Annotated in this window: 20 protein-coding genes; 9 read left to right on the top strand and 11 right to left on the bottom strand. The window is 37.0% G+C overall.

The genetic code is table 11. From position 1 onward, the window contains the following. The first annotated feature begins 158 nt into the window (after positions 1-158). Together EO244_RS11145 and gltX are read left to right on the top strand one after the other, a co-directional pair. On the top strand, positions 159-1,115 hold the full coding sequence (locus tag EO244_RS11145) for an HU domain-containing protein (protein ID WP_129254752.1): 957 nt from the start codon (positions 159-161) through the stop codon (positions 1,113-1,115). A 207-nt stretch (positions 1,116-1,322) separates the two neighbouring features. Next, on the top strand, positions 1,323-2,849 hold the full coding sequence (gene gltX / locus EO244_RS11140; RefSeq protein ID WP_129254751.1) for a glutamate--tRNA ligase: 1,527 nt from the start codon (positions 1,323-1,325) through the stop codon (positions 2,847-2,849). A 114-nt stretch (positions 2,850-2,963) separates the two neighbouring features. On the opposite strand, the gene EO244_RS11135 is transcribed toward gltX, so the two are convergent. The 4 genes from EO244_RS11135 to ileS form a co-directional block, all read right to left on the bottom strand. Next, entirely contained in the window at positions 2,964-3,290 is a 327-nt protein-coding gene (locus EO244_RS11135; RefSeq protein ID WP_129254750.1) for a BAR domain-containing protein, read from the bottom strand. Between the two features lie 334 nt (positions 3,291-3,624). After that, positions 3,625-4,242, bottom strand: coding sequence for a lipoprotein signal peptidase (locus EO244_RS11130; RefSeq protein ID WP_129254749.1), 618 nt, complete (start codon positions 4,240-4,242; stop codon positions 3,625-3,627). 187 nt (positions 4,243-4,429) lie between these two features. After that, a complete protein-coding gene (locus EO244_RS11125) occupies positions 4,430-4,807 on the bottom strand; it encodes a TraR/DksA family transcriptional regulator (protein WP_129254748.1) in 378 nt (125 codons plus the stop codon). 37 nt (positions 4,808-4,844) lie between these two features. Further along, positions 4,845-8,285: an isoleucine--tRNA ligase gene (gene ileS, locus EO244_RS11120; protein WP_129254747.1), complete on the bottom strand. Its 3,441-nt coding sequence runs from the start codon at positions 8,283-8,285 to the stop codon at positions 4,845-4,847. Between the two features lie 360 nt (positions 8,286-8,645). Between ileS and EO244_RS11115 the strand changes: the two genes are divergently transcribed. From EO244_RS11115 to EO244_RS11105, 3 genes are all read left to right on the top strand, one after another. After that, a complete protein-coding gene (locus tag EO244_RS11115) occupies positions 8,646-9,029 on the top strand; it encodes a GxxExxY protein (protein WP_129254746.1) in 384 nt (127 codons plus the stop codon). A gap of 181 nt (positions 9,030-9,210) precedes the next feature. Further along, the gene (locus tag EO244_RS11110; protein WP_129254745.1) at positions 9,211-9,621 is read left to right on the top strand and encodes an OsmC family protein; all 411 of its coding nucleotides are present in this window, start codon (positions 9,211-9,213) and stop codon (positions 9,619-9,621) included. A 73-nt stretch (positions 9,622-9,694) separates the two neighbouring features. Beyond that, the gene (locus EO244_RS11105) at positions 9,695-10,699 is read left to right on the top strand and encodes an NAD-dependent epimerase/dehydratase family protein (RefSeq protein WP_129254744.1); all 1,005 of its coding nucleotides are present in this window, start codon (positions 9,695-9,697) and stop codon (positions 10,697-10,699) included. 25 nt (positions 10,700-10,724) lie between these two features. On the opposite strand, the gene EO244_RS11100 is transcribed toward EO244_RS11105, so the two are convergent. Continuing rightward, positions 10,725-11,039 carry a helix-turn-helix domain-containing protein gene (locus EO244_RS11100; protein ID WP_129254743.1) on the bottom strand — a complete coding sequence of 105 codons (315 nt, stop codon included), beginning with the start codon at positions 11,037-11,039 and terminating at the stop codon, positions 10,725-10,727. Between the two features lie 456 nt (positions 11,040-11,495). Between EO244_RS11100 and EO244_RS11095 the strand changes: the two genes are divergently transcribed. The 3 genes from EO244_RS11095 to EO244_RS11085 all read left to right on the top strand — a co-directional run bounded on the left by EO244_RS11095 (position 11,496) and on the right by EO244_RS11085 (position 14,391). Beyond that, positions 11,496-13,070, top strand: coding sequence for a YjjI family glycine radical enzyme (locus EO244_RS11095; protein ID WP_206734543.1), 1,575 nt, complete (start codon positions 11,496-11,498; stop codon positions 13,068-13,070). Further along, entirely contained in the window at positions 13,045-13,902 is an 858-nt protein-coding gene (locus tag EO244_RS11090; protein WP_164977475.1) for a YjjW family glycine radical enzyme activase, read from the top strand. Before EO244_RS11095 ends, EO244_RS11090 begins: the two co-directional genes overlap by 26 nt. Before the next feature lie 63 nt (positions 13,903-13,965). Continuing rightward, positions 13,966-14,391 carry a hypothetical protein gene (locus EO244_RS11085; RefSeq protein ID WP_129254741.1) on the top strand — a complete coding sequence of 142 codons (426 nt, stop codon included), beginning with the start codon at positions 13,966-13,968 and terminating at the stop codon, positions 14,389-14,391. Positions 14,392-14,394: 3 nt separating this feature from the next. Here the strand turns inward: EO244_RS11085 and rnhA are convergent, their stop codons facing one another. The 6 genes from rnhA to EO244_RS11055 all read right to left on the bottom strand — a co-directional run bounded on the left by rnhA (position 14,395) and on the right by EO244_RS11055 (position 21,097). Further along, the gene (rnhA, locus tag EO244_RS11080) at positions 14,395-14,850 is read right to left on the bottom strand and encodes a ribonuclease HI (protein WP_129254740.1); all 456 of its coding nucleotides are present in this window, start codon (positions 14,848-14,850) and stop codon (positions 14,395-14,397) included. Between the two features lie 144 nt (positions 14,851-14,994). After that, on the bottom strand, positions 14,995-17,175 hold the full coding sequence (locus EO244_RS11075) for a S46 family peptidase (protein ID WP_129254739.1): 2,181 nt from the start codon (positions 17,173-17,175) through the stop codon (positions 14,995-14,997). 319 nt (positions 17,176-17,494) lie between these two features. Further along, positions 17,495-18,097, bottom strand: coding sequence for a ribonuclease HII (locus EO244_RS11070; protein WP_129254738.1), 603 nt, complete (start codon positions 18,095-18,097; stop codon positions 17,495-17,497). Positions 18,098-18,187: 90 nt separating this feature from the next. Beyond that, positions 18,188-19,255: a hypothetical protein gene (locus EO244_RS11065; RefSeq protein WP_129254737.1), complete on the bottom strand. Its 1,068-nt coding sequence runs from the start codon at positions 19,253-19,255 to the stop codon at positions 18,188-18,190. Positions 19,256-19,335: 80 nt separating this feature from the next. Beyond that, entirely contained in the window at positions 19,336-20,004 is a 669-nt protein-coding gene (locus tag EO244_RS11060; protein WP_129254736.1) for a DUF4956 domain-containing protein, read from the bottom strand. A gap of 7 nt (positions 20,005-20,011) precedes the next feature. Continuing rightward, a complete protein-coding gene (locus EO244_RS11055) occupies positions 20,012-21,097 on the bottom strand; it encodes a metallophosphoesterase (RefSeq protein ID WP_164977474.1) in 1,086 nt (361 codons plus the stop codon). Positions 21,098-21,313: 216 nt separating this feature from the next. Here EO244_RS11055 and EO244_RS11050 point away from each other — a divergent pair, with 216 nt between their 5' ends. After that, positions 21,314-21,766, top strand: coding sequence for a DUF4268 domain-containing protein (locus tag EO244_RS11050; RefSeq protein ID WP_129254734.1), 453 nt, complete (start codon positions 21,314-21,316; stop codon positions 21,764-21,766). Position 21,767 lies beyond the last annotated feature (1 nt).

Genomic DNA, 21,767 nt, shown 5'->3' with positions numbered 1-21,767 from the left:
AAATGATCAGAACCACCAACAGAAAATTCGAATTAAACTTATGTATCAAACTATCCGAAAAAAAACTTTCATTTTTTTACTTTTGATTACTAAGCTTTTAGTATATTTCTGTTGGCATTCAATTTTAATTAGAGTCTAGAATTTTTATCTTTGTTTTTATGCTAGAAATATCAAGATATATAAAGGATTTATTATTCATCCATGACTGTGTGATTCTTCCAGGTTTAGGCGGCTTTGTAGCTAACTATTGTCCGGCTCAGGAAAACCGACTCACCAATGAAATGCTTCCTCCATCAAAGGCTGTTAGTTTTAATCGAAATCTAAAACAGAATGATGGATTACTTATAAATTGTTTAGCTGAAGAAGAAAGATTAACATATTCTGAAGCTAAAAAATCTGTTGAGCTTTATATCGAAGATATTAGCGTCCGTTTACGCAGAAACGAAAGAGTCAACTTTAGTGAATTAGGCGAATTGTTTTACAACAAACGTCATAAATTACAATTCGAACCGGCTAAGAACATCAACTTTCTTGCTGATTTGTTCGGTATGGAAAGCTTTGAACTTCCTGATCAAATCATTCAGGAAAACCCTCAGGTCCGCTCCCTTATTATTAAAGAAAATTTCTGGGGACGAGTTAGTCTAAAACGTAAGGTTTATGCTGCCGTTACAATTCCTTTCTTTTTAGGTTTGGCACTTATTCCTGTTAATCTGAATAACAGTCAACACCAGGCTTCAGCTTCCTTCAGTATGATGGAGAGTACGCCAGACGTTCAGAAAACAACATTAGTTAAGCAGAGTGATAGAATCTCACCCGAAAATGAGTTGGTTAGTTTTGAGCCCCGAATCATTTATGCAAAACCTAAGGCTGCCATCAAAAACAAATCGATTAAGGGTAAATATTACTTAATCGCAGGCAGTTTCTCTAATATCGAGAATGCTAAAATTCTGAAAACAGTGATTGAAGCCAACTCGTATCCTGCAACTATCATTAAGAATAAAAACCTTTACGCCGTTGCTCTAGACAAGTTCAACTCAAAAAAAGAAGCCGATCGATTCCGTAGAAAAGTCTTACAAAAGAATCCCAATGCATCGTGTTGGGTTCTACAAAAATAACGCCGATCGATTTTAAAATATTTCTAAGGAGTTTCCATAAAAGGGAGCTCCTTTTTTATTTCCACAAAACCGAAGTCAAATATTTCTTTAGTAGAACATTCAAGCCCTATATTAGCGAACACAGATGATACAATAATTGTTATCTTTGTCGAAATTTGAATTATCAAACCTGGTCGTCAGGAATTAAAATATTTTAAGGATAAAATCATGAGCGATAATAAAGTCAGAGTTCGATTTGCCCCTAGCCCAACAGGACCATTGCATATGGGAGGTGTGAGAACAGCCCTTTTCAACTATCTGTTTGCCCGTAAACATGGTGGCAAATTCCTATTACGAATTGAAGATACCGATCAAACCCGTTATGTTCCTGGTGCTGAAGATTATATTGTTGAAGCCCTAAAATGGTGTGGCATTACAATTGATGAAGGTGCTACTGTAGGAGGAGAATATGGTCCATACCGTCAGTCTGAGAGAAAACCCATGTATCGCGAGTATGCTGAAAAATTGATCGCTTCAGGGGATGCCTATTACGCTTTCGATACAGCTGAAGAATTGGACGCTATTCGTAATGAATATGAAGCCGAAAAGAAAACATTCACCTACAATTCTGAAACCCGTGATCAGTTGAACAACTCTTTAGCCTTAAGTGCTGAAGAAGTTCAGGCAAAACTTGAATCGGGAGAGGCTTATGTGGTTCGTTTTAAAATGCCGGTAAACGAAGAGCTTCATCTTGAAGATGAAATCAGAAAACAAGTTGTATTCAACACGTCTGCTCTTGATGATAAGGTTCTTTTTAAATCGGATGGCATGCCGACTTATCATTTGGCTAATGTGGTTGATGATTATTTGATGAAGATTTCTCACGTGATTCGTGGCGAAGAGTGGTTACCCTCTATGCCTCTTCACGTTTTATTATACAAAAAATTGGGTTGGGAAGCTGCGATGCCAAAATTTGCTCACCTGCCACTAATTCTAAAACCTGTAGGTAAAGGAAAGCTTAGCAAACGCGATGGCGACAAATTAGGCTTCCCTGTTTTTCCGTTGCTTTGGAAAGACCCCAAAACACAGGATATTTCATCGGGTTACCGTGAAGATGGTTATTTCCCTGAAGCCTTTATTAATATGCTTGCCTTTTTAGGTTGGAATCCGGGAACAGAGAAAGAAATCTTCTCTATGGAAGAATTATCACAGGTATTCTCATTGGAACGTGTGGGTAAATCAGGCTCAAAATTCGATCCTGAGAAAACAAAATGGTTCAATCGCCAATACTTAATGGCTAAATCGGACAATGAAATTGGTCAGCTTTTCACTCAGGAAGTCCTTGCAAAAAAAGGAATTGAAGCCGACCAGGACAAAGTAAACCGTATATGTGCTATGGTAAAAGATCGTGTTGACTTCATCGCTGAGCTTTGGGATCATGTGAATTTCTTTTTCGAAGCACCGCAGGAATTCGATGCTAAAACTGCTAAGAAATCGTGGAAAGATGATGCTCCCGAATTAATGCAGGAACTTAAAACAGTGCTTAATGGTATTTCTGATTTCACATCAGCTAATACCGAGGCCATCGTTAAAGAATGGATCACAGCTAAAGAAATTGGCTTTGGTAAAATCATGAACCCATTCCGCTTAGCTATGGTAGGCGCAGGGAAAGGACCACATATGTTCGATATTATCGAGCTATTGGGTAAAGAGGAAACGCTATCCCGTATCGATTTTGCTTGCGAAACACTATAAGACACACGAAATAAAAAAGCACTCTAAATAACTAATATTTAGAGTGTTTTTTTATATCAAAGTTTAAGCTTAACTGATAGAAGTTAAAAAAGTTATTTCATTTCTAATTTGGCACTACTTATTTAACAATACCGTGCTATAATAATGCTTTTTATGAATACACCTTAATTCTTTATTCTCAATTCTATTATAATACTCAATAACCTTCTTGGGTTTCTGATTAAGTATCTTTTTAGGTAATGGATTTACCAAAATGTAATCTCTCATGAAACAGGATACGGCTATAGAATCATTTTTAAACTCTGAATTTAATAGATTTAAAACCGTGCAGCAATTGCCCTCAATTATAAGAAGATCCGATCTGAAACGGTCTTTCTGAGCAAAACTGCTGGCGCTGCCTACAGCAAATAATAACAATAATAGAATACTAAAGTTTCTCATAATTTTCAGGTGTTTGTACTAAAATATCTACGATAACAAATACCATCTTCCCACCATTGTACATAAAATCAACTCAACCTTTCTAAATAAAATTATATTATTTCACTGACAATAACTATCCATAATCATATTTTTATTTAATCTAATTTACAATGTGTGATTCTATAAATAATCGGATAGAATTTTATACCCACTCTTAAAATTATATGGCTTTCCTAAATATACTGTTGCACTGAAGGTCATTTTCAAAACTTTAAGAGTTAAGCTGCCTAACGCAAAAATAGCCTTGGAGATTCCAAGGCTATTTTTGTATATGCTTATCAGAAAATTCTGTTTATTTCTTAGATATTTCCTGTACAAAGTATTTCTTGTGAAAGAGAAGGATTAAAGCGACCCCAATCGTAATATAGGAATCTGCAATATTAAATACAGGACGGAAAAAAACGAAATGATCGCCTCCCCAGAATGGAACCCATGATGGGAAATTACCATCGATCAAAGGAAAATAAAGCATATCAACAACCTTACCATGAAGGAATGACGAATAACCACCGGCATCAGGTAAGAAACTAGCTACCTGATAATAGCTATCGTTAAAAATCATACCATAAAAGGCACTGTCAATAATATTACCCATTGCTCCGGCAAAAATTAATCCAATAGATAAAATCAAACCTCTGGGCGCTTTCTTCTTACAAATATCATTCAAATACCAGCCAATACCACAGATTGCCACAATTCGAAACAAACTCAAAAGAATTTTACCCATCTTACCTTCCAGCTCCATTCCAAAGGCCATTCCATTATTCTCAATAAAATGAATGATAAACCAATCACCGAATACTGGAAACTCTTCACCAAGCATCATGTGGGTTTTAATCCATATTTTAAAAACCTGGTCGAGTATTAAAAGCACCACAATAAAGAGTGCCGATTTTTTTATTAATGACATGCTATTGTTTTAATGTTAATATTTCAGCGATACAACTGATTAGTAGTCGCTCCGGACATCTGAAAAGACAAAATCGCTATTTACAAACCAGAAGCCTGTTTTCAGTTATACAACTTACAGCCCCGAATATAAACAAAAATGATTGGAAGACTTCTCTCCCAATCATTTTCTGTATATTAAAATGTTATTAGACTTGCTTGTTCTTCGCAGCTATACTTAAGGTAGCATGAGGAACAGCACGCAATCTTTCTTTAGAAATCAAATTACCAGTCTCACGACAAATACCATAGTTCTTATTCTCTATTCTAATTAGAGCAGCTTCCAAATGACTAATGAACTTGGCTTGACGTTGTGCCAATCTTCCAGCCTCTTCTTTCGACAAAACTGAAGCTCCTTCTTCAAGAACTTTAAAAGTAGGAGAAGTATCTTCAATATCGTTTCCTGAGCTATTAGAAATAACAGCCTTCAAGGTTTCATAGTCTTTTTTAGCTTTTGCGAGTTTCTGAGAAATCAATTCTTTAAACTCCTGCAATTCTTCGTCTGTATAGCGTTTTTTTTCAGTCATAATTTTGGATTTGATCCTAAAGATAACAAAAAAAGTATTACACACTAAGCTTTTTAATTCGAATATATGTTTCGATTCCAGCCTCTATTTCTACTTCTTTTGCATCAGTTCCGTCAATTTCTTCAACTAAACTCACTGTTTCAGCAAGAGTTTGACTTCCTATATAATCTTTATGAGTTAAAACAGCATCATTTATCGCATCGTGCTTTACAATTTCCAATGAAATTTTATCAGTCACATCAAAATCACTCTCCTTACGCAGATTTTGAATTCTATTGATAAACTCACGAGCAATACCCTCCTGACGTAAGTCTTCAGTGATATTCACGTCAAGTGCAACTGTTAGCTTACCTTCATTCGCAACCAACCAGCCTGGAATATCTTCCGAAATGATTTCAACATCCTGAAGCGTCAAAACAACAGTCTCATCATTCACAACAATAGTAAATTCAGCAGCCTTTTCGAAATTCACGATATCATCCTGAGTCATTTTGGCAATTTCACCAGCAATTTGCTTCATGATTTTGCCATGCTTAGGTCCAAGAGTCTTGAAATTAGGCTTGATTTTCTTAATCAATACACCTGATGTATCGGTGATAAATTCCATCTCTTTCACATTAATCTCAGAAAGAATAATGCCTTTTACAGCTTCCAACTGAGGGATCATGCTTTCGTCAAGAATAGGCACCATAATCTTACTTAATGGCTGACGCACACGAATTTTCACCTTACGGCGAAGACCCAATACCATAGACGAAATCTTCTGAGCCATATCCTGTCTTTCCTCCAACGACTTGTCAATAACTGACTCATCTGCAGTTGGGAAGTCTACCAAATGAACTGAGTTTTCAGTGTAACGTTTGGTCACTGAATTCAAGTCTAAGAATAAACGATCCATAAAGAATGGTGCAATAGGTGATCCCAAAATAGAAATCGTCTCAAGACACTTATAAAGTGTTTGGTAAGCCGAAATCTTATCTGTAGAATAATCACCACCCCAATAACGCTTACGACATAAACGAACGTACCAGTTTGACAGGTTTTCATTCACAAAATCCTGAATAGCACGACCCGCACGAGTTGGTTCGTAAGACTCATAACATTCTTCAACTTCTTTCACTAATGAGTTAAGAAGAGAAAGAATCCAACGGTCAATCTCAGGACGTTTTTCCATTGGCACATCAGCTTCTGAATAGGTAAATCCATCCACATTAGCATACAATTGGAAGAAACTGTAAGTATTGTAAAGTGTTCCGAAGAATTTACGACGAACTTCTTCAACACCATTTAAATCAAATTTCAAGTTATCCCATGGCTGAGCATTGGTAATCATATACCAACGTAATGGATCAGAACCATACTTCTCGATTGTAGAGAATGGATCAACCGCATTGCCTAAACGTTTCGACATTTTATTTCCTGTCGCATCAAGTACCAATCCGTTTGAAATGATATTCTCGAAAGCCACACTATCAAAACACATGGTTGCAATGGCGTGAAGCGTAAAGAACCATCCACGAGTTTGGTCTACCCCTTCAGCAATAAATTGGGCAGGGAATTTCTTGTCGAAATCCTCTTTGTTTTCAAACGGATAATGTTGCTGTGCATATGGCATCGCACCCGAATCAAACCAAACATCTATAAGATCAAGCTCACGGAAAAGTTTCTGCCCTGATTCACTTACCAATACAATATCGTCAACATACGGACGGTGAAGATCGAACTTCTCGTAGTTCTCTTTTGTGTTGTCACCATCAACATATTTCTCAAGCATGTTTTCGCTCATGTATCCTTTTTCGATTGACTTAACAATCTCAGCTTTAAGCTCAGATACAGAACCAATACATTTCATCTCGCTGCGGTCTTCACTAACCCAGATAGGCAGAGGTGTACCCCAGTAACGAGAACGGGATAGATTCCAATCCTGTAAGTTCTCTAACCACTTACCAAAACGACCTTCACCTGTTGATTTCGGTTTCCAGTTGATGGTTTTGTTGAGTTCGATCATACGATCGCGAACAGCAGTGGTCTTGATAAACCATGAATCCAATGGATAATACAAGACAGGCTTATCCGTTCTCCAACAATGTGGGTAGTTGTGAACGTGCTTTTCAACCTTAAATGCCTGACTGCTCTTTTTCAGCTCTACTGAGATGTCAACATCCAAAGTAGGATCTTTCTCAGTTAAAGTAGAATCGAAAGCATTCTTCACATAACGACCAGCATAAGGTGCGTAAAGCTCAACATTCACATGGTTCTTTACGAACTCCTCATCCAATTCATCAAGTTTAAAGAATTTACCTGTACGGTCAACCATAGGTTGCATCTTGCCTTCCTTATCGCGGAAAATAAGTGGTGAAATACCAGCAGCCTTAGCTACACGATCATCATCCGCACCAAAAGTAGGTGCAATATGAACGATACCTGTACCATCTTCAATCGTAACAAAATCACCTAAGATCACACGGAAAGCATCACCTTCAGGCTTCACCCATGGCAATAATTGCTCATAACGGATACCTTCAAGATCTGTACCGGCACACTCAGAAAGTGGCTTGTAAGGGATTTTCTTATCCCCGATTTTATATTCGCTTAATTCAACATCCTTCAAATTGGTATCGAAGAAGTTGTTAAATAAATCTTTAGCTAAAACAACAACACAATCCTTACCTGTGTATGGATTGAACGTACGCACACGCACATAAGTGATCTTAGGACCAACAGCCAATGCCGTATTCGATGGTAAAGTCCAGGGCGTAGTTGTCCAGGCCATGAAATAAGCATCACAGTCGATTCCCTCGAAAAGGAAATCACTCTTAGCATCTTTTTCAATCTTAAACAGACCAACTGCCGTTGTATCTTTTACATCTTTATAACAGCCAGGTTGGTTCAACTCGTGAGTTGACAATCCGGTTCCGGCTGCTGGTGAAAATGGCTGAATGGTATAGCCCTTATACAAGAATCCCTTCTCAAATAATTGCTTTAACAACCACCATAAAGTTTCAATATAACGGTTATCGTAAGTGATATATGGCTCATCCATATTCACCCAGTAACCCATTTTCGAGGTCAAATCTTCCCACTCACGTGTATATTTCATCACGTTTGTTCTACAAGCTTCGTTATATTCGTCAACAGAAATTTTCTTCCCAATATCCTCTTTGGTAATACCCAATTCCTTCTCAACACCCAACTCAACCGGAAGTCCGTGGGTATCCCAACCTGCTTTACGGTCTACTTTGAAACCCTTAAGCGTTTTATAACGACATACAATATCTTTCAATGCACGGGCCATCACGTGGTGAATACCAGGCATCCCGTTTGCTGATGGGGGTCCCTCGTAGAAAACAAAAGATGGATTTCCTTCACGAGTTTCTAAACTCCTGTCGAAAGTCTTGTTTTCTTCCCATTCTTTTAAGACATCTTTATTGATCTGTGAAAGATCTAAGTTCTTGTAATCTGGAAATTTTGTGCTCATATTTTAATTTTGATACTTGACAAATCATCCCGTAAATCAACGGGTTAAGAAAAAATATTCAGTTGATTCTATACAAATTAAAGCCTAAACTAAATAAGGGCCAAAATTTGACAGACATCAATCTGAATAGGATACTTCTTCTCAAAAGTTCACAAATATAGAAAAAATACAAGACATGATAACGATACTCAACACTTAATCAAATGAATAAGAGCATGCAAATGAGCTGGCTAAAGGACAAATTTTAAGCTCAAAGCGAAAAATACTTATAATCCGAAATTAATAAATATATTTAGCTTTGGATTCGTTAATAAACCCTAAAGTTTTGATGTCCACAAATTTCTCAAATTAACCCAAATTATGGAACTAAATAAAAACTACATTTATAAAGATGAATGTTATGAGATTATTGGTTGCTGCATGTATGTTCACTCGGAATTGGGACCTGGCTTTCTTGAAGCAATATATCAAGAAGCTCTGGAAATTGAATTTGATCGAGAATCTCTTCCTTTCAAAAGAGAAGTCGAAATTGATGTAAGTTATCGTGGACAAAAACTTAAAAAGAAATATATTGCTGACTTTATCTGTTATGGTGAAATAATCATAGAACTTAAAGCAGTTAAAACATTGGAAGACTCACACTACGCACAACTTTTAAATTATTTAAAAGCCACAGATATGAAGATCGGTTTACTTATTAATTTTGGATCAAAGAGCTTGCAATACAAACGAGTCATTCTATAAAATAGATTTGTGATAATTTATGTCGTTCGTAATTATCTACTTTTAGAATTAAAATCCACAAATTTCACAGATTCTCTCAAATTCAAATTATTCTATAAAATTTGTGTTAATTTGAGAAATTCGTGGACAGACTATATTTGTGGATAATTATAAGATTTGACAACTATTAATTTTAATCAATATGACAACAGTAAAAACAACCTACTTAGGCGATCTAAGAACTGAAAATATTCACTTGCAATCGGGAAATAAAATTTACACCGATGCGCCCGTTGACAATCAGGGCAAAGGCGAAGCTTTTTCGCCAACCGATTTGATGGCAACCTCATTCGGATCGTGCATTATGACCATCATGGGCATTGTGGCTCGCGATAACAATATCGACATTGTTGGAACAGAGCTAAACATCACCAAAATAATGGCAGCTGATCCTCGTCGTGTTGATGAAGTGGTTGCGGAATTTATTTTCCCTGACAAAGCTTATACTGACGAAGAAAAGAAAATCATCGAATCAGTTGCCGGAACCAGCCCGGTTCCACTAAGTGTGAGTCCAAACATGAAACAAAGCATTAAAATGATTTGGCCTAAATAGTGAATGAATTTTGAGTTAGTGAGTTCATTTCGGCTCATTAACTCTACTCTCGTTTTCTCATTAATTTTACAAGATGATTCTAGTTACTGGCGGTACCGGTTTGGTCGGTTCACATTTACTTTTCGATTTGGCAAAAAAAGGCGAAAACATTCGTGCCCTAAAAAGAGCAAACAGCTCTTTGCAGCACGTGCGTGAGTGCTTCTCCTACTATTCTGATTCTGCTGACGAACTCTTTGATAAGATTGAATGGGTAGATGGCGATATGCTGGACATCGAGTCTTTGGAAGATGCCTTTGAAGGGGTTACAAAAGTCTATCATTGTGCCGCTATTGTCTCATTCAAAAAAGCTGACAAGGCGAAAATAAAACGAATTAATGTAGAAGGGACGCGCAATCTCGTTAATACCTGTTTGGATCATAAGATTCAAAAACTCTGCTTTGTTAGTTCGGTTGCAGCACTGGGTACCCCCGAGGAAAAAGGGGAAATGGTATGCGAAACAACCCCCTGGAGTCCTGAGGATAAACGTTCAGACTATTCGATGAGTAAATTCAATTCAGAACTTGAGGTTTGGCGGGGTATCGAAGAAGGACTGGATGCTGTTATAGTCAACCCCTCTATTATATTAGGGCCAGGTCATTGGCACAAAGGATCGTCACAGCTATTCACAACCGTGGCTAAAGGTCTGAAATATTTCACCCGTGGCATAACGGGTTATGTCGATGTGAGAGATGTCAGCAAAGCCATGGTTCTGCTTATGGATTCTGATATTAAAAACCAGCGTTTTTTACTGAACTCTGATAATTACAGTTACGAATTCATCTTCAAAACCATTGCAAAAGCATTGAACCTACCGGAGCCAAACAAATATGCTTCACCCTTTTTAACAGGAATTGCCTGGAGACTGGCTTATTTGAAAAAGATTTTCCTGTTTAAAGAACCGGGCTTAACACGTGCCACTGCCCGATCATCGCACAACTGCACCTATTACTCCAATCAGAAAATTAAGGAGGCTTTGGATTTTAAATTTATCAGTGTGGAAGATAGTATCAGAGATGCGGCAAAGCAGTATCCTCTGTAAGTGGAAGCAGGTTTGATTTCATGTACTAACTACCGCTGCCCAACAACTTGATCACCTCTTTCAGGGTTTTGTTTTCAGCTTTTAAGGCTTCCTTTTCCTCATCCACAGGGCGCCCATCCGAATTCTCAATTTGTAACTGATTCGATAAAATCTGAAAGAAATTAATTTGTAAAACTTCACATATTTCCCAAAGCCTGTCGATTTGAATGCTTGATCGGCTTAAGAGATAATAGGTCGACGAATTACTCAGGTGTAATCTTTGGGCTAAATCAATGGTATTGAGCCCTTGCTTCTTCATTTCGAACAGAATTAACTCATTTACAGGTGCATATTTTTTCATATCTCAGGATTTGATTACAGTAATAATCCACAGGCATACTAAATTTACAAAATCTTTATAGATAAAAATCCAAATAAATACGAATTGTCATGATAATATACTGACAAACTCATACAATAAACAGCACAAATACTTTAATTTAAGATATTGTTATGAGTAGTAAAAGGATTGTTGAGGTTATATTTCTAAATATTGATATTCAAACACCTGTTGTATTCATTATAAATTGAATTACTGATAATTTATTTTTAATTCTTAACAAGAACCCAAGAATAAATAAAAATAGATTACGAATTAATAGCAATCTAAGTTTTACATATCCGCTATAAAACGATAGTAGCCTGTAAAATTTGTTTTTATGTGCGACTGTGGCATCTCCATATTTAAGGGCATCTTATAACAAGAAAATTAGTTATCCAAAGCTTTTCGTATAGAGCTGCCTTTTAACTATTTTTGATGACGAATATTGAGCGAAAGGAAAACCAGATTATGGAAGAAATTAAGAATAGAGTTCGCACCATTTTAACAGACGGGAGCTTAGATTACAAACAGAAAAAACACCACCTGGCCTATATTGCCGAAAGCACGCAAAGCTATCCTGAGGTGTCGGCTGAAGCCATGACAGCTTTAAATGAAAAGGTGATTTGTGACCTGTTCGAAGGATCAGCCCCTTATCGCCCCCGCTACATTCTGCCGGATTATAAACTGGCTTTAAAAAAAGGCGTGAAATATCTTGAGCTTGATCCTCCAACCGATTTGGATGAAGCCATCAATTTTCTTTCCATTCTTTATGCTCATGTGCCTTCAATAACAGGGTATTCGGTTTATCTGGGGAATATCGATCAGCTACTCCTTCCCTTCACAGGCGATCTGTCTGAGGAAGCCATCACCAAAAAATTAAAACTCTTTTGGCGATATATCGACAGAACCCTACCTGACGCTTTTGTGCATGCCAACATTGGCCCAGAGGATAATGTGATTGCCCGAACCATATTGAGGATTGAGCGCGAACTTAAACAGGTGGTTCCGAATCTGACATTAAAATACGACACAGATATAACGTCTGACGACCTTCTGATTGAAGCTGCCCAAACAGTTTTTGAAGTTGCAAAGCCTCATATTGCCAACCACAAAATGACTGCTGCCGATTTTAAATCTGATTATGGTGTTGTCAGCTGTTATAATTCCCTACCCCAAGGAGGAGGCTCGCATACGCTGATTCGTCTGAACCTGAAAAAAATTACGGATAGTCACCAGGGAAATGCTGAAGCTTTCATTTCAGAAACGCTTCCTAAATATTGTCAGATCACTCTCGATATTATCGAAGCCAGAATTAAGTATTTGGTTGAAACAGTAAACTATTTTCAGAATGATTTCCTGGCACAAGAAGGCATTATATCACTTGAAAACTTCTCGGCTATGTTTGGTTTCTATGGGCTAGCCGAGTGTGTGAATCAATTGATGGCGTCTAGTGGTCACAACTACTGCTATGGTAAACATGAAGAAGCCAATCAACTGGCACATCGAATCCTTGAGGAAATGAAGAAGCAGGTTGATTCAAGACCATTGCCCTATTGCGAGGCCAACAATGGCAAAGCTTTCTTTCATGCACAGTCTGGTATTGATATCGATATTGAGGAGACAGCCGGGGCCAGAATTCCCATCGGTGAAGAGCCTGATATTTACGCACACATCAACACGGTCGCCCCGCATCATCACCTGTTTAATGGTGGCATTAGCGACATATTCCACTTTGATGAAACCATCAAAAGAAACCCTTCTGCCATTTTAGATATCATCAAAGGGGCTTTTAAAAAGGGAATGCGAATGTTCACCTTTAATCTGTCGGATAGTGAATTTATTCGAATCACAGGCTATTTGGTTCGCCGAAGTGACCTGAAAGATTTTAGAGAAGAAGGTTCGAGATATGGGAGCGCTCTGTTTGCTGCCAATTCGATGGACAATGCCGATGTCGACAAACGTATTGCAAAAAGAATCGATTCACATGAGCGAACTGCAGGCCAATATTAGTGGCATCATCAAATCGAGTGTGATTGATGGTCCCGGAAACCGAATGGTTATTTTCTTTCAGGCCTGTAACCTCAATTGCCTGTATTGTCACAATTCGCATACCATCGGATTGTGCAATTTGTGCGGGCTTTGTGTACAAAACTGCCCGACGCAAAGTTTAAAAATTGATGCCTCGAACAAACAGATCATTCACAACGCAAGTACCTGTACGCATTGCGACAACTGTCTAAAAAATTGCCCTGAAAACAGCAGCCCTTTCTATAAAAAAATGACTGTTGAGCATCTGATTTCTGAGATTGAGGAAGTGAAAGATTTTATCTCGGGAATTACGGTTTCAGGAGGCGAAGTGATGTTACAAAGCGAATTCTTAAAGCAATTATTCATTTCGATTAAAACACATCCGGAACTCAATCATTTATCAATTCTAGTCGATTCCAACGGAAATATTGATGAAAACAGATGGAATCAAGTGCTCGATTGGGTCGATGGTTTTATGCTCGATATCAAGGCCTATTCGTCGGATGTGCACAAAAAAATCACTGGGCATACCAATGAAAAAATCCTGAACTCAATTCGATATCTCGATAGTAAAAACAAATTAAGCGAACTCCGCCTTGTGCTTGTTCCCGGCTATAATAACAGCAAAGAGGAAATTGAAACAATCTCGGGTTTTATGCAGAGTCTTTCACCTGAAGTCAGGAAAGTATTAATCAAATTACGCAAGCATGGGATCAGAGAAAAATACCATTACCTATCAGAACCTACTCAGCTGGACATTGCACAAGCAGTCGAAATACTTGAATCTGACAAACATAAACTCCTTGTCATCTAATTTGACACCCTCTTTTTCTCACCAAAAATTTGTAACTTAAAGGATGTGTTAAATTCCTTCGTTATGAAAGAAACTACAGATTTTAAGGCTATTTGTATCGATGAGCAATCAAAAGACTATCTCAGAGAAATCGCAAAATGGGGTAAATTCCTGGCCATTTTAGGTTTTATCAAGTTTGGCTTTTTGTTGCTTTATACCATTGTTTTCCCTTTGGTGGCTGCCAACATCGAGTGCCATATCAATTACAAACTACCCAGACTGGCAATCACTCTCTTCTTTTTAGCAATGGCCATATTGGTGTATTTCCCATCGAATTACCTCTACCTTTTTGCCAGATATACCCGAAGGGCCTTAAATCAAAACGATCAGGATGTATTGAGACATGCTTTTCAGGAACTGAAAGCCTATTACCGCTATATTGGTATATTGATGATTATTCTTCTTTGCTTATACCCTCTGACAATTACCTGTCTAATTTTAATATGCTAGCAATTAAGCTTTATAGCCAACATCTTCAGGTAAATTCGGTTTTTGAGATGCCATGACTGCCAGTTTATCAGCCAATTCGTTACCGGGGATGTTGGCATGCCCCTTCACCCAAATAAATTTAACCTGATGTTTGCGATAGATTTTTAAAAAGCGTAGCCAGAGATCGGGGTTCTTCTTGTCTTTAAAACGTTTTTTTTCCCAACCAAAAACCCACTTCTTCTCAACCGCATCCACAACATACTTCGAATCAGAATAAATCGTGACCTCACAGCCCTCTTCCTTCAGGGCTTCCAAGCCAACAATAACTGCAAGAAGCTCCATTCGATTATTGGTTGTTAATTTGTATCCTTCGGCTAAATCTTTGCGATGTTTACCCGATATCAGGACTGTTCCATAGCCTCCGGGGCCCGGATTGCCACTACATGCGCCATCGGTATACATGGTAATTTTTCTTCCCATTCAAGTTGCGATTTAATCGAGATACAGATATGATATTTTGCCCAAATTTAGTGGATATTAAGATAACAAAAAAGGATGTCCGATCAATCGAACATCCTTTTATTTTGTAGAGTCAGTTTTAAACTGATAATATCGTAAGTGAGATTATTTTACAATCGTCATCTCGTCGATTAGGTTTTTAGCACCTGCGTATTTCTCAATGATGAAAAGTGTGTAACGAACATCAAGGTTAATACATCTTTGAAGGTTATCTTCAAAATCGATATCACCTGACATGGCTTCAGAGTTACCGTCAAAAGCAGTACCAATTAATTCACCATTACCATTAATTACAGGAGAACCCGAATTACCACCAGTGATATCACTGTTAGTCAAGAAGCAAGTGTGAAGTCTTCCATCCTGATCTGCATATTGACCGAAATCTTTATTGCTATATAATTCTTTCAATTTAGCAGGAACAACAAACTCTGGATTGGTAGCATCTTCCTTCTCCATCACACCCTTAAGGGTTGTGAAATGTTTGTAATAAACAGCATCCTTAGGAGAATATCCACCTACAGTACCATAAGTTAAACGCAAAGTAGAGTTTGCATCCGGAGCCATATTCTTCTTCTTGTTCATTTGTAACAAACCGTCAACAAATAAACGCTTACCTTTCTGAAGTTGCTCAGCACCCTCGCTCATTTCACCGGCAATCGCTCTATAAGTATCAATTATCGAATTTCCTACTTTGAAAGCCATGTCGTTAGAAATTGCCTCTGCAGTTGGATTCTCGATAAATTTATCAAAGGATTCCTGAGTTGCGAAAACTGATTTTGAATAAACGTCTTCTGCGAATTTTCCAAAATCATTGTTATATTCTTCAGCAATAACCTTAAAGATCTCCGGACGTTTTTCCAACTCAATATTTTCAGCATACTTAGCGAAAAGAGCAACCATTAGCTTCTGGTCAGTTGACATATTGTAGTCCTTATAAAAAGCTGTCGCAGCTCCTTTAAGACCTTCAATAGTTTTAGCGATAGCGTCTTTATCTTGCTCCTCAGCTGATAATTGCTTCATTAAACCTGTAGATTTAATTGCAAACATATACATTTCAGGACCTTGTAAAAGCGCCTCTCCAAGATATGATAGAGCATTACGAGTCTCCTTACGATCAGCATAAGCTTTTTCGATCATATTTAAAGCATCGCCATATTTGGCAACTCTTTTGTCTTTTTTATTAACCCAAGCTAAATAATTGGCTTCAATTTCTTTCTTAGCAGCCATTGTATTCAAGCTCTTTAAAGCTTTGTTCTGCTCGTTTGAATATTTCCAATAGTTAGCCGAACCTGCATATTTTGATGCATACTGAATACGAATCTTCTGATCTGCTGCCATATCTTCTTTAAGTGTATTCAACTTAACAGTTCTGATATCGTAACGATTCTGATTCGTAATTTTCATTGTTTCCTCTAAACCAAAAGAAGTTAGGTAACGGTTTGTTGTACCCGGGAAACCCATAATCATTGCAAAATCTTTTTCCTGAACTCCTTTAATTGAAACTGGTAAGTGATGCTTAGGTTTCAATGGTACATTATCAGGAGAGTATGTAGCTGATTTTCCGTTAGCATCGGTATAAATACGGAACATAGAGAAATCTGCAGTATGACGTGGCCACATCCAGTTGTCAGTATCGCCACCAAATTTACCCATTGATGATGGAGGAGCACCTACCAAACGAACATCCTGATAAATTTCATAAACAAACAGAAAATACTGATTGCCTTCGAACATGCTTTTAACGCTAGCCTTGTATTCTGAATCTTTCTCAGTTTCAGTTTCAATTTCTTTAGCAACTTTGTCGATTGCAGCATAACGCTCATCTTCTGTCATCTCATCATTTACAGTCGACAAAACTCTCTTAGTTACGTCTTCCATACGAACCAAGATAGAAGCTGTTAGGCCTTCATTTGTTAATTCTTCGCTCTTGTCGTAAGCCCAGAAACCATCAGCAAGATAGTCGTGCTCAGTCGTAGAGTGAGATTGAATAGATGGGAAACCACAATGATGATTGGTTAGGAATAATCCTTGATCAGAGATAATTTCACCTGTACAGAAATGACGGAAAGGTCTTCCTGCTTTTCCTAAACCAACAATCGCATCTTTCAAGCAGTTGTTGTTAATGTCATAAATATCCTGGGCAGTTAATTTAAAGCCCATTTTCTGCATTTCTGCTACATTCTGTTTCTTAAGTAATGATAAAAGCCACATTCCTTCGTCAGCTTTAGCAGGGCTAAAACTCAACAAAAGGCTTAAAACCAAAACCAATGATGCTAATTTTCTCATTTTGTTTTAATTTAAAATCTATTTTGAAGTTCTTACTTTCAATCGGTAAGTAACTCCACTATTAATGAATGTTGATTATAAGTATACCAAAGAACACAAAGTTAATATTATTCCTGAATTTGGAAATAACAAAGCCGGGAGACAGAGAATATGACAATTTACAAATGGTTATATAACAGATATTTACGCACAGAGGCCTTGAGCTAATTTAGATTAACTTGCAGATTTTCTCGATGTATACAGTGTCACATTCAACTCATTTATTGAATAAATCGAACATAATACACTGATTAACACCCTAATTATACCTTAAACTTGTTTACAAATCAAGGCATAATTGGTCAGGCTGTATACCAAAGGTTTTGCGGTGGTGCGGCGTGATGCCAAATTCACGAATGGCTAATCGGTGTTTTTTTGTAGGATAGCCTTTATTACTATCCCAATCATAAACAGGAAACTCACTATGCATTTCCAACATCAGATCATCACGATAGGTTTTTGCTAAAACAGATGCTGCAGCAATAGCCAGATATTTACCATCGCCTTTTATAATACAATGGTGCGGTGTATTGGGATAAGGATTAAAACGATTCCCATCGATTAAGAGTTGTTCCGGTTTAACTCCAAGCTGATCAACAGCTCTGTGCATGGCTAAAAAAGAAGCGTTTAAAATATTAATCTTATCAATCTCCTCAGGACTAACAATTCCTACAGCCCAGGCTAAGGCTTCCTTTTCAATAATATCTCTGAGGGCGTAACGTTTTTTCTCGCTTAATTTCTTTGAATCATCAAGAACAGTATTCTTAAACTTTGGAGGGAGAATTACAGCAGCTGCCACAACCGGTCCGGCTAAACAACCACGACCAGCTTCGTCGCAACCAGCCTCAATTTTATCTTTATCAAATGCTAAAAGTAATCCCATTTTTATCGATATCTAATGCTTCTTAATTTTGAGGGTACAAAGAAAAGCTTTTTAAAAATTGATGGAAATAAAAATAGCACTATTATCAGATCATTTATATTTCAACTGACGAGCATTATCAATAAAGAACCGTTGAACTTGCTTGGGATCATCAATGATTTTGTAAAATTCGTCGAAATAATCTATAACACGTTTTTTTTCTTTTTCAGTCAATAAATCATTGTTTTGGTAAAGCGAATAAATCGAATCCTTCTTCATTCTGAACTCCTTAAACACAAACTCCAGCTCCTCAGGTGTTCGCTTATAACCTCTATATAGCCTTTGGTGAATATTATCAACATCCAATTTTTCATTTGGAACAGCATAAGGTGCATTCACCAAACTAGACCAGTCAAAATCATAAGGAATAGTCACAGGCCGGGATGTAGGCGTACTTGCAATCAGTTTTATATTATGAAGTGTTGGCACTCCCCAATCGGTATTACCCACCATAAATTGAAAGACAGCCATTCTAGTCATCTCAAATACCATCGTGTGTTCCTGATGTATCCGTTCATTATAAATTGGTATTTTACCATTCCGTTTGGCCATTTTTTCGAAATCTTCAATAAAAAAGACATATTCGGTTATAGGCTTCATCTCATTAGCACTGTCCTTGTAAGTCACCCTTGCCAGACGAACTCTGAAACTTTCCGGACTTAAAATTTGGTAAGCCTTATAAATCAGATATTCTTGAAAAACCATTTGCTGAAACCGGGGGCTATTGCTGCGACAATGTCCCACAATTTTTAATTTATCCTGATCGTGAAAAAGAGTGTAGCTGGCACTCGCTTGGTTAAATTTAATGCGTAGAGGAGGGAAAGAACAAATATTCTTATTTTTTCGGTAACGCCCTCTTGTTTTTAAATCAACCGGCATACTAATAATAGAATCACCTTGATGATAAGATAAACGTGCCTGATGGTATTTGCTATTCTTTCCGGTATCCTTTATGAGTTCTTTAAGATTTGTCGTTATAGATAACTCTATTAATGTATCGGATTCAAATAAATTAGGTGCAACATATTGTTTTTCCAATTCCTCATTTTGAGCACTTAAGCCTAAGGACGAAAACAGGAAAAATACGATTGGAACTAATGTTTTAGATAACAATTTCATCTGGAGCTTACAATTAAATTTAAGTCTGAAGATTCAATACTATAAAAGTTGTCATACCTTGAAAAATAGAGGAATTGAACTTATTCATAATCCTTCTCAGACATTTCCGGATCTGAAAGAACATTGGGTGTACTTTCCTCTTTATAGAAAATAGTTAACCGAACATTGGCCTTCGACAGGTCGATTTGTCCCAATTTAAATCTGATGACCTCAATACCTGTCCTTCCATAAATATCATCAATTAGTTCTTGCTTTTTATCCGGATGAATCAAATCCATACGGTCGTATATCAAACTTCTTCGTGCCAAATGCCGTTTCATCCAGACTCTTTCCATCAACCAGGTGGTTGCCATCAGAATCAGGTTCGTAAATAAAACAGTACTTAAACTAACCTCTATACTAGCTAAAGAATTTATGACAGAAAGGGTAATCACCAAAAAAAGATAGGTCATCTCCTTAATTGGAATGGTATCGGTTCGATAACGAATAATGCCAAATATGGCGAATAAACCTAAAGCGAATCCCAATTGCAGATCAATACTACCCAAAAGGAAACACAGAAAAAATATGGTTGTAGAAATTAAAATGTAGGTAAACACATAAGACCGTTTACCTGTTGCTTTAAAATATACAAAGATGATAACAAAAATGGTTGCAATTAGATTAATTCCAAAACGTAAGACCAAATCAATAAAATTGCCTCCTAGTATTTCTGTGGGTATATCGGGTGAGTTTAAAAGTAGATCCATAGTTTATCTATTTTATTCGTTCTTTCTCCTTGTGTGCAAAGATACGGTAATACATCTGATTATCTATTAACAGGCCTTGATCGACATAATTCGGATCGCCAATAGGGACATCCATTGCAATCAGTTTAAATGAATAGAAAGGATAAATCCTTGCAACGGGCGTATGTCCAAATATAATGACAATGGCATTATAAAAATCTAAAGTTTGAATCACCTCACTCAGGCTTATTCTCGAATACTGCTCAGTTTTGGAAAGATAGCCTCTATACCACAAAGGACTCTCTGAATATAAGAATAAATCTACCATTGACGTATCTGCGAGTTCTGTATAATTATTGATGTGATAGCGCATTCCCTCATTAATTTTCTGAATACTCATCTTCCTCTCCATAAATTTAGGTGAAAGACCAGCATGAACAAACATAAGCTTATTGATGCGAATTACAGTATTTCGCGCTCTCAACCATTTACCTAAGATAGTATGTTTTCCAAAAAAATGAGAATATTGGTAGTTGTAAGCATGGGCAGCATGAAGGTACTTATCATCGACATAACGATTATCAAATAAAAGAGCCATCATTTCGTGATTCCCTAAAAGCATATGAACATCTCCCCCACATTTTTGAGCTTGTAATTCCAGTCGGAAAATGAGCCAAAGACATTCAGTAACCTTATCGCCACGATCTAAAACGTCTCCTGTAAACACAAGTTGTCCATCTCCCCAAATCCAATTGTTATAATCGTCAATAATTTTATTGTAACGCAACATCGCTATTAAAGATTCATACTCCCCATGTATATCTCCAAAAACAGCAATCTTTCCATCAGATTTAACCAATCCTGACTGAGGTTTTATATCCCGGGGAATAATGTAGTCTGCTCTATCTGTCCCTGCAAAGCCTTTAAAACGAACCGTATCGTTTTTATATTTAAAAAATCTACTAATAATTTTGGTCTTGTTTTTCAAACTATCGTGTTTGATATAAAAAGCCTCAACCCGATTGGGCGCACTGTATTTCACATGAGGTCCCTCAATATAACTAGGCACCCTAAGCGAATCAATATTAGTCGAATCTGGATCAAAATAAGCCATACTTTTAACTGAAACTAAAAGTAAAAGTGGGCACAGGTATTTTAATATATTATATCGAGACATTAATATTCTAAATGTTTGAAACCTAAAGATAATATTATTTTTTATCCTTATCCAAGACCTATAATCTTAAGTAATCCGTAATTTTGCAGTTCATAAAGCAAGTTGAAGCAATATGAAACCGCTTATATTAGTTTATTTATAATAGGAGACAAGATGTATACAAAAGAAGAAGCTAAAGCTATAAAAATTGGATTTTGGGATGGATTTAAGCGTTACTCAAAAAAAAGGGGACGTAAAATGACTTCCTGGGTGCTGAAGGGAACACAAATAAAAGAAGTTCAGCTCAAATTCGATTTAAATGAACAGGGTGCTTTTGTCATGCTTCAGGTTGATAGCAAACTGGATGCTAACCGATTATCTGTATTCGAAAGTTTTGAAAAATACAAACCAGTAATTGATGAAACCTGCGGACAAGAATTAGTTTGGAACAAACACTACTTTATCAAAGATTTTAAAGAAGTAAGTGTGATGTACTATCATCTTCCCGATGTTTCGATTTTTAATAAAGAAGACTGGGAAAAATGTTATGACTTTTTCTTTAAACATATGACCATACTTGAGGAAGCATTCCTTGATGTGAAAGAAGTTGTGATGTATCGTGCCTAAG

This window comes from Ancylomarina salipaludis (assembly GCF_004122035.1).
GTDB lineage: Bacteria > Bacteroidota > Bacteroidia > Bacteroidales > Marinifilaceae > Ancylomarina > Ancylomarina salipaludis.
Note: the sequence above shows the minus strand (reverse complement) of the source record. Positions and strands in the feature narration are given on the sequence as shown.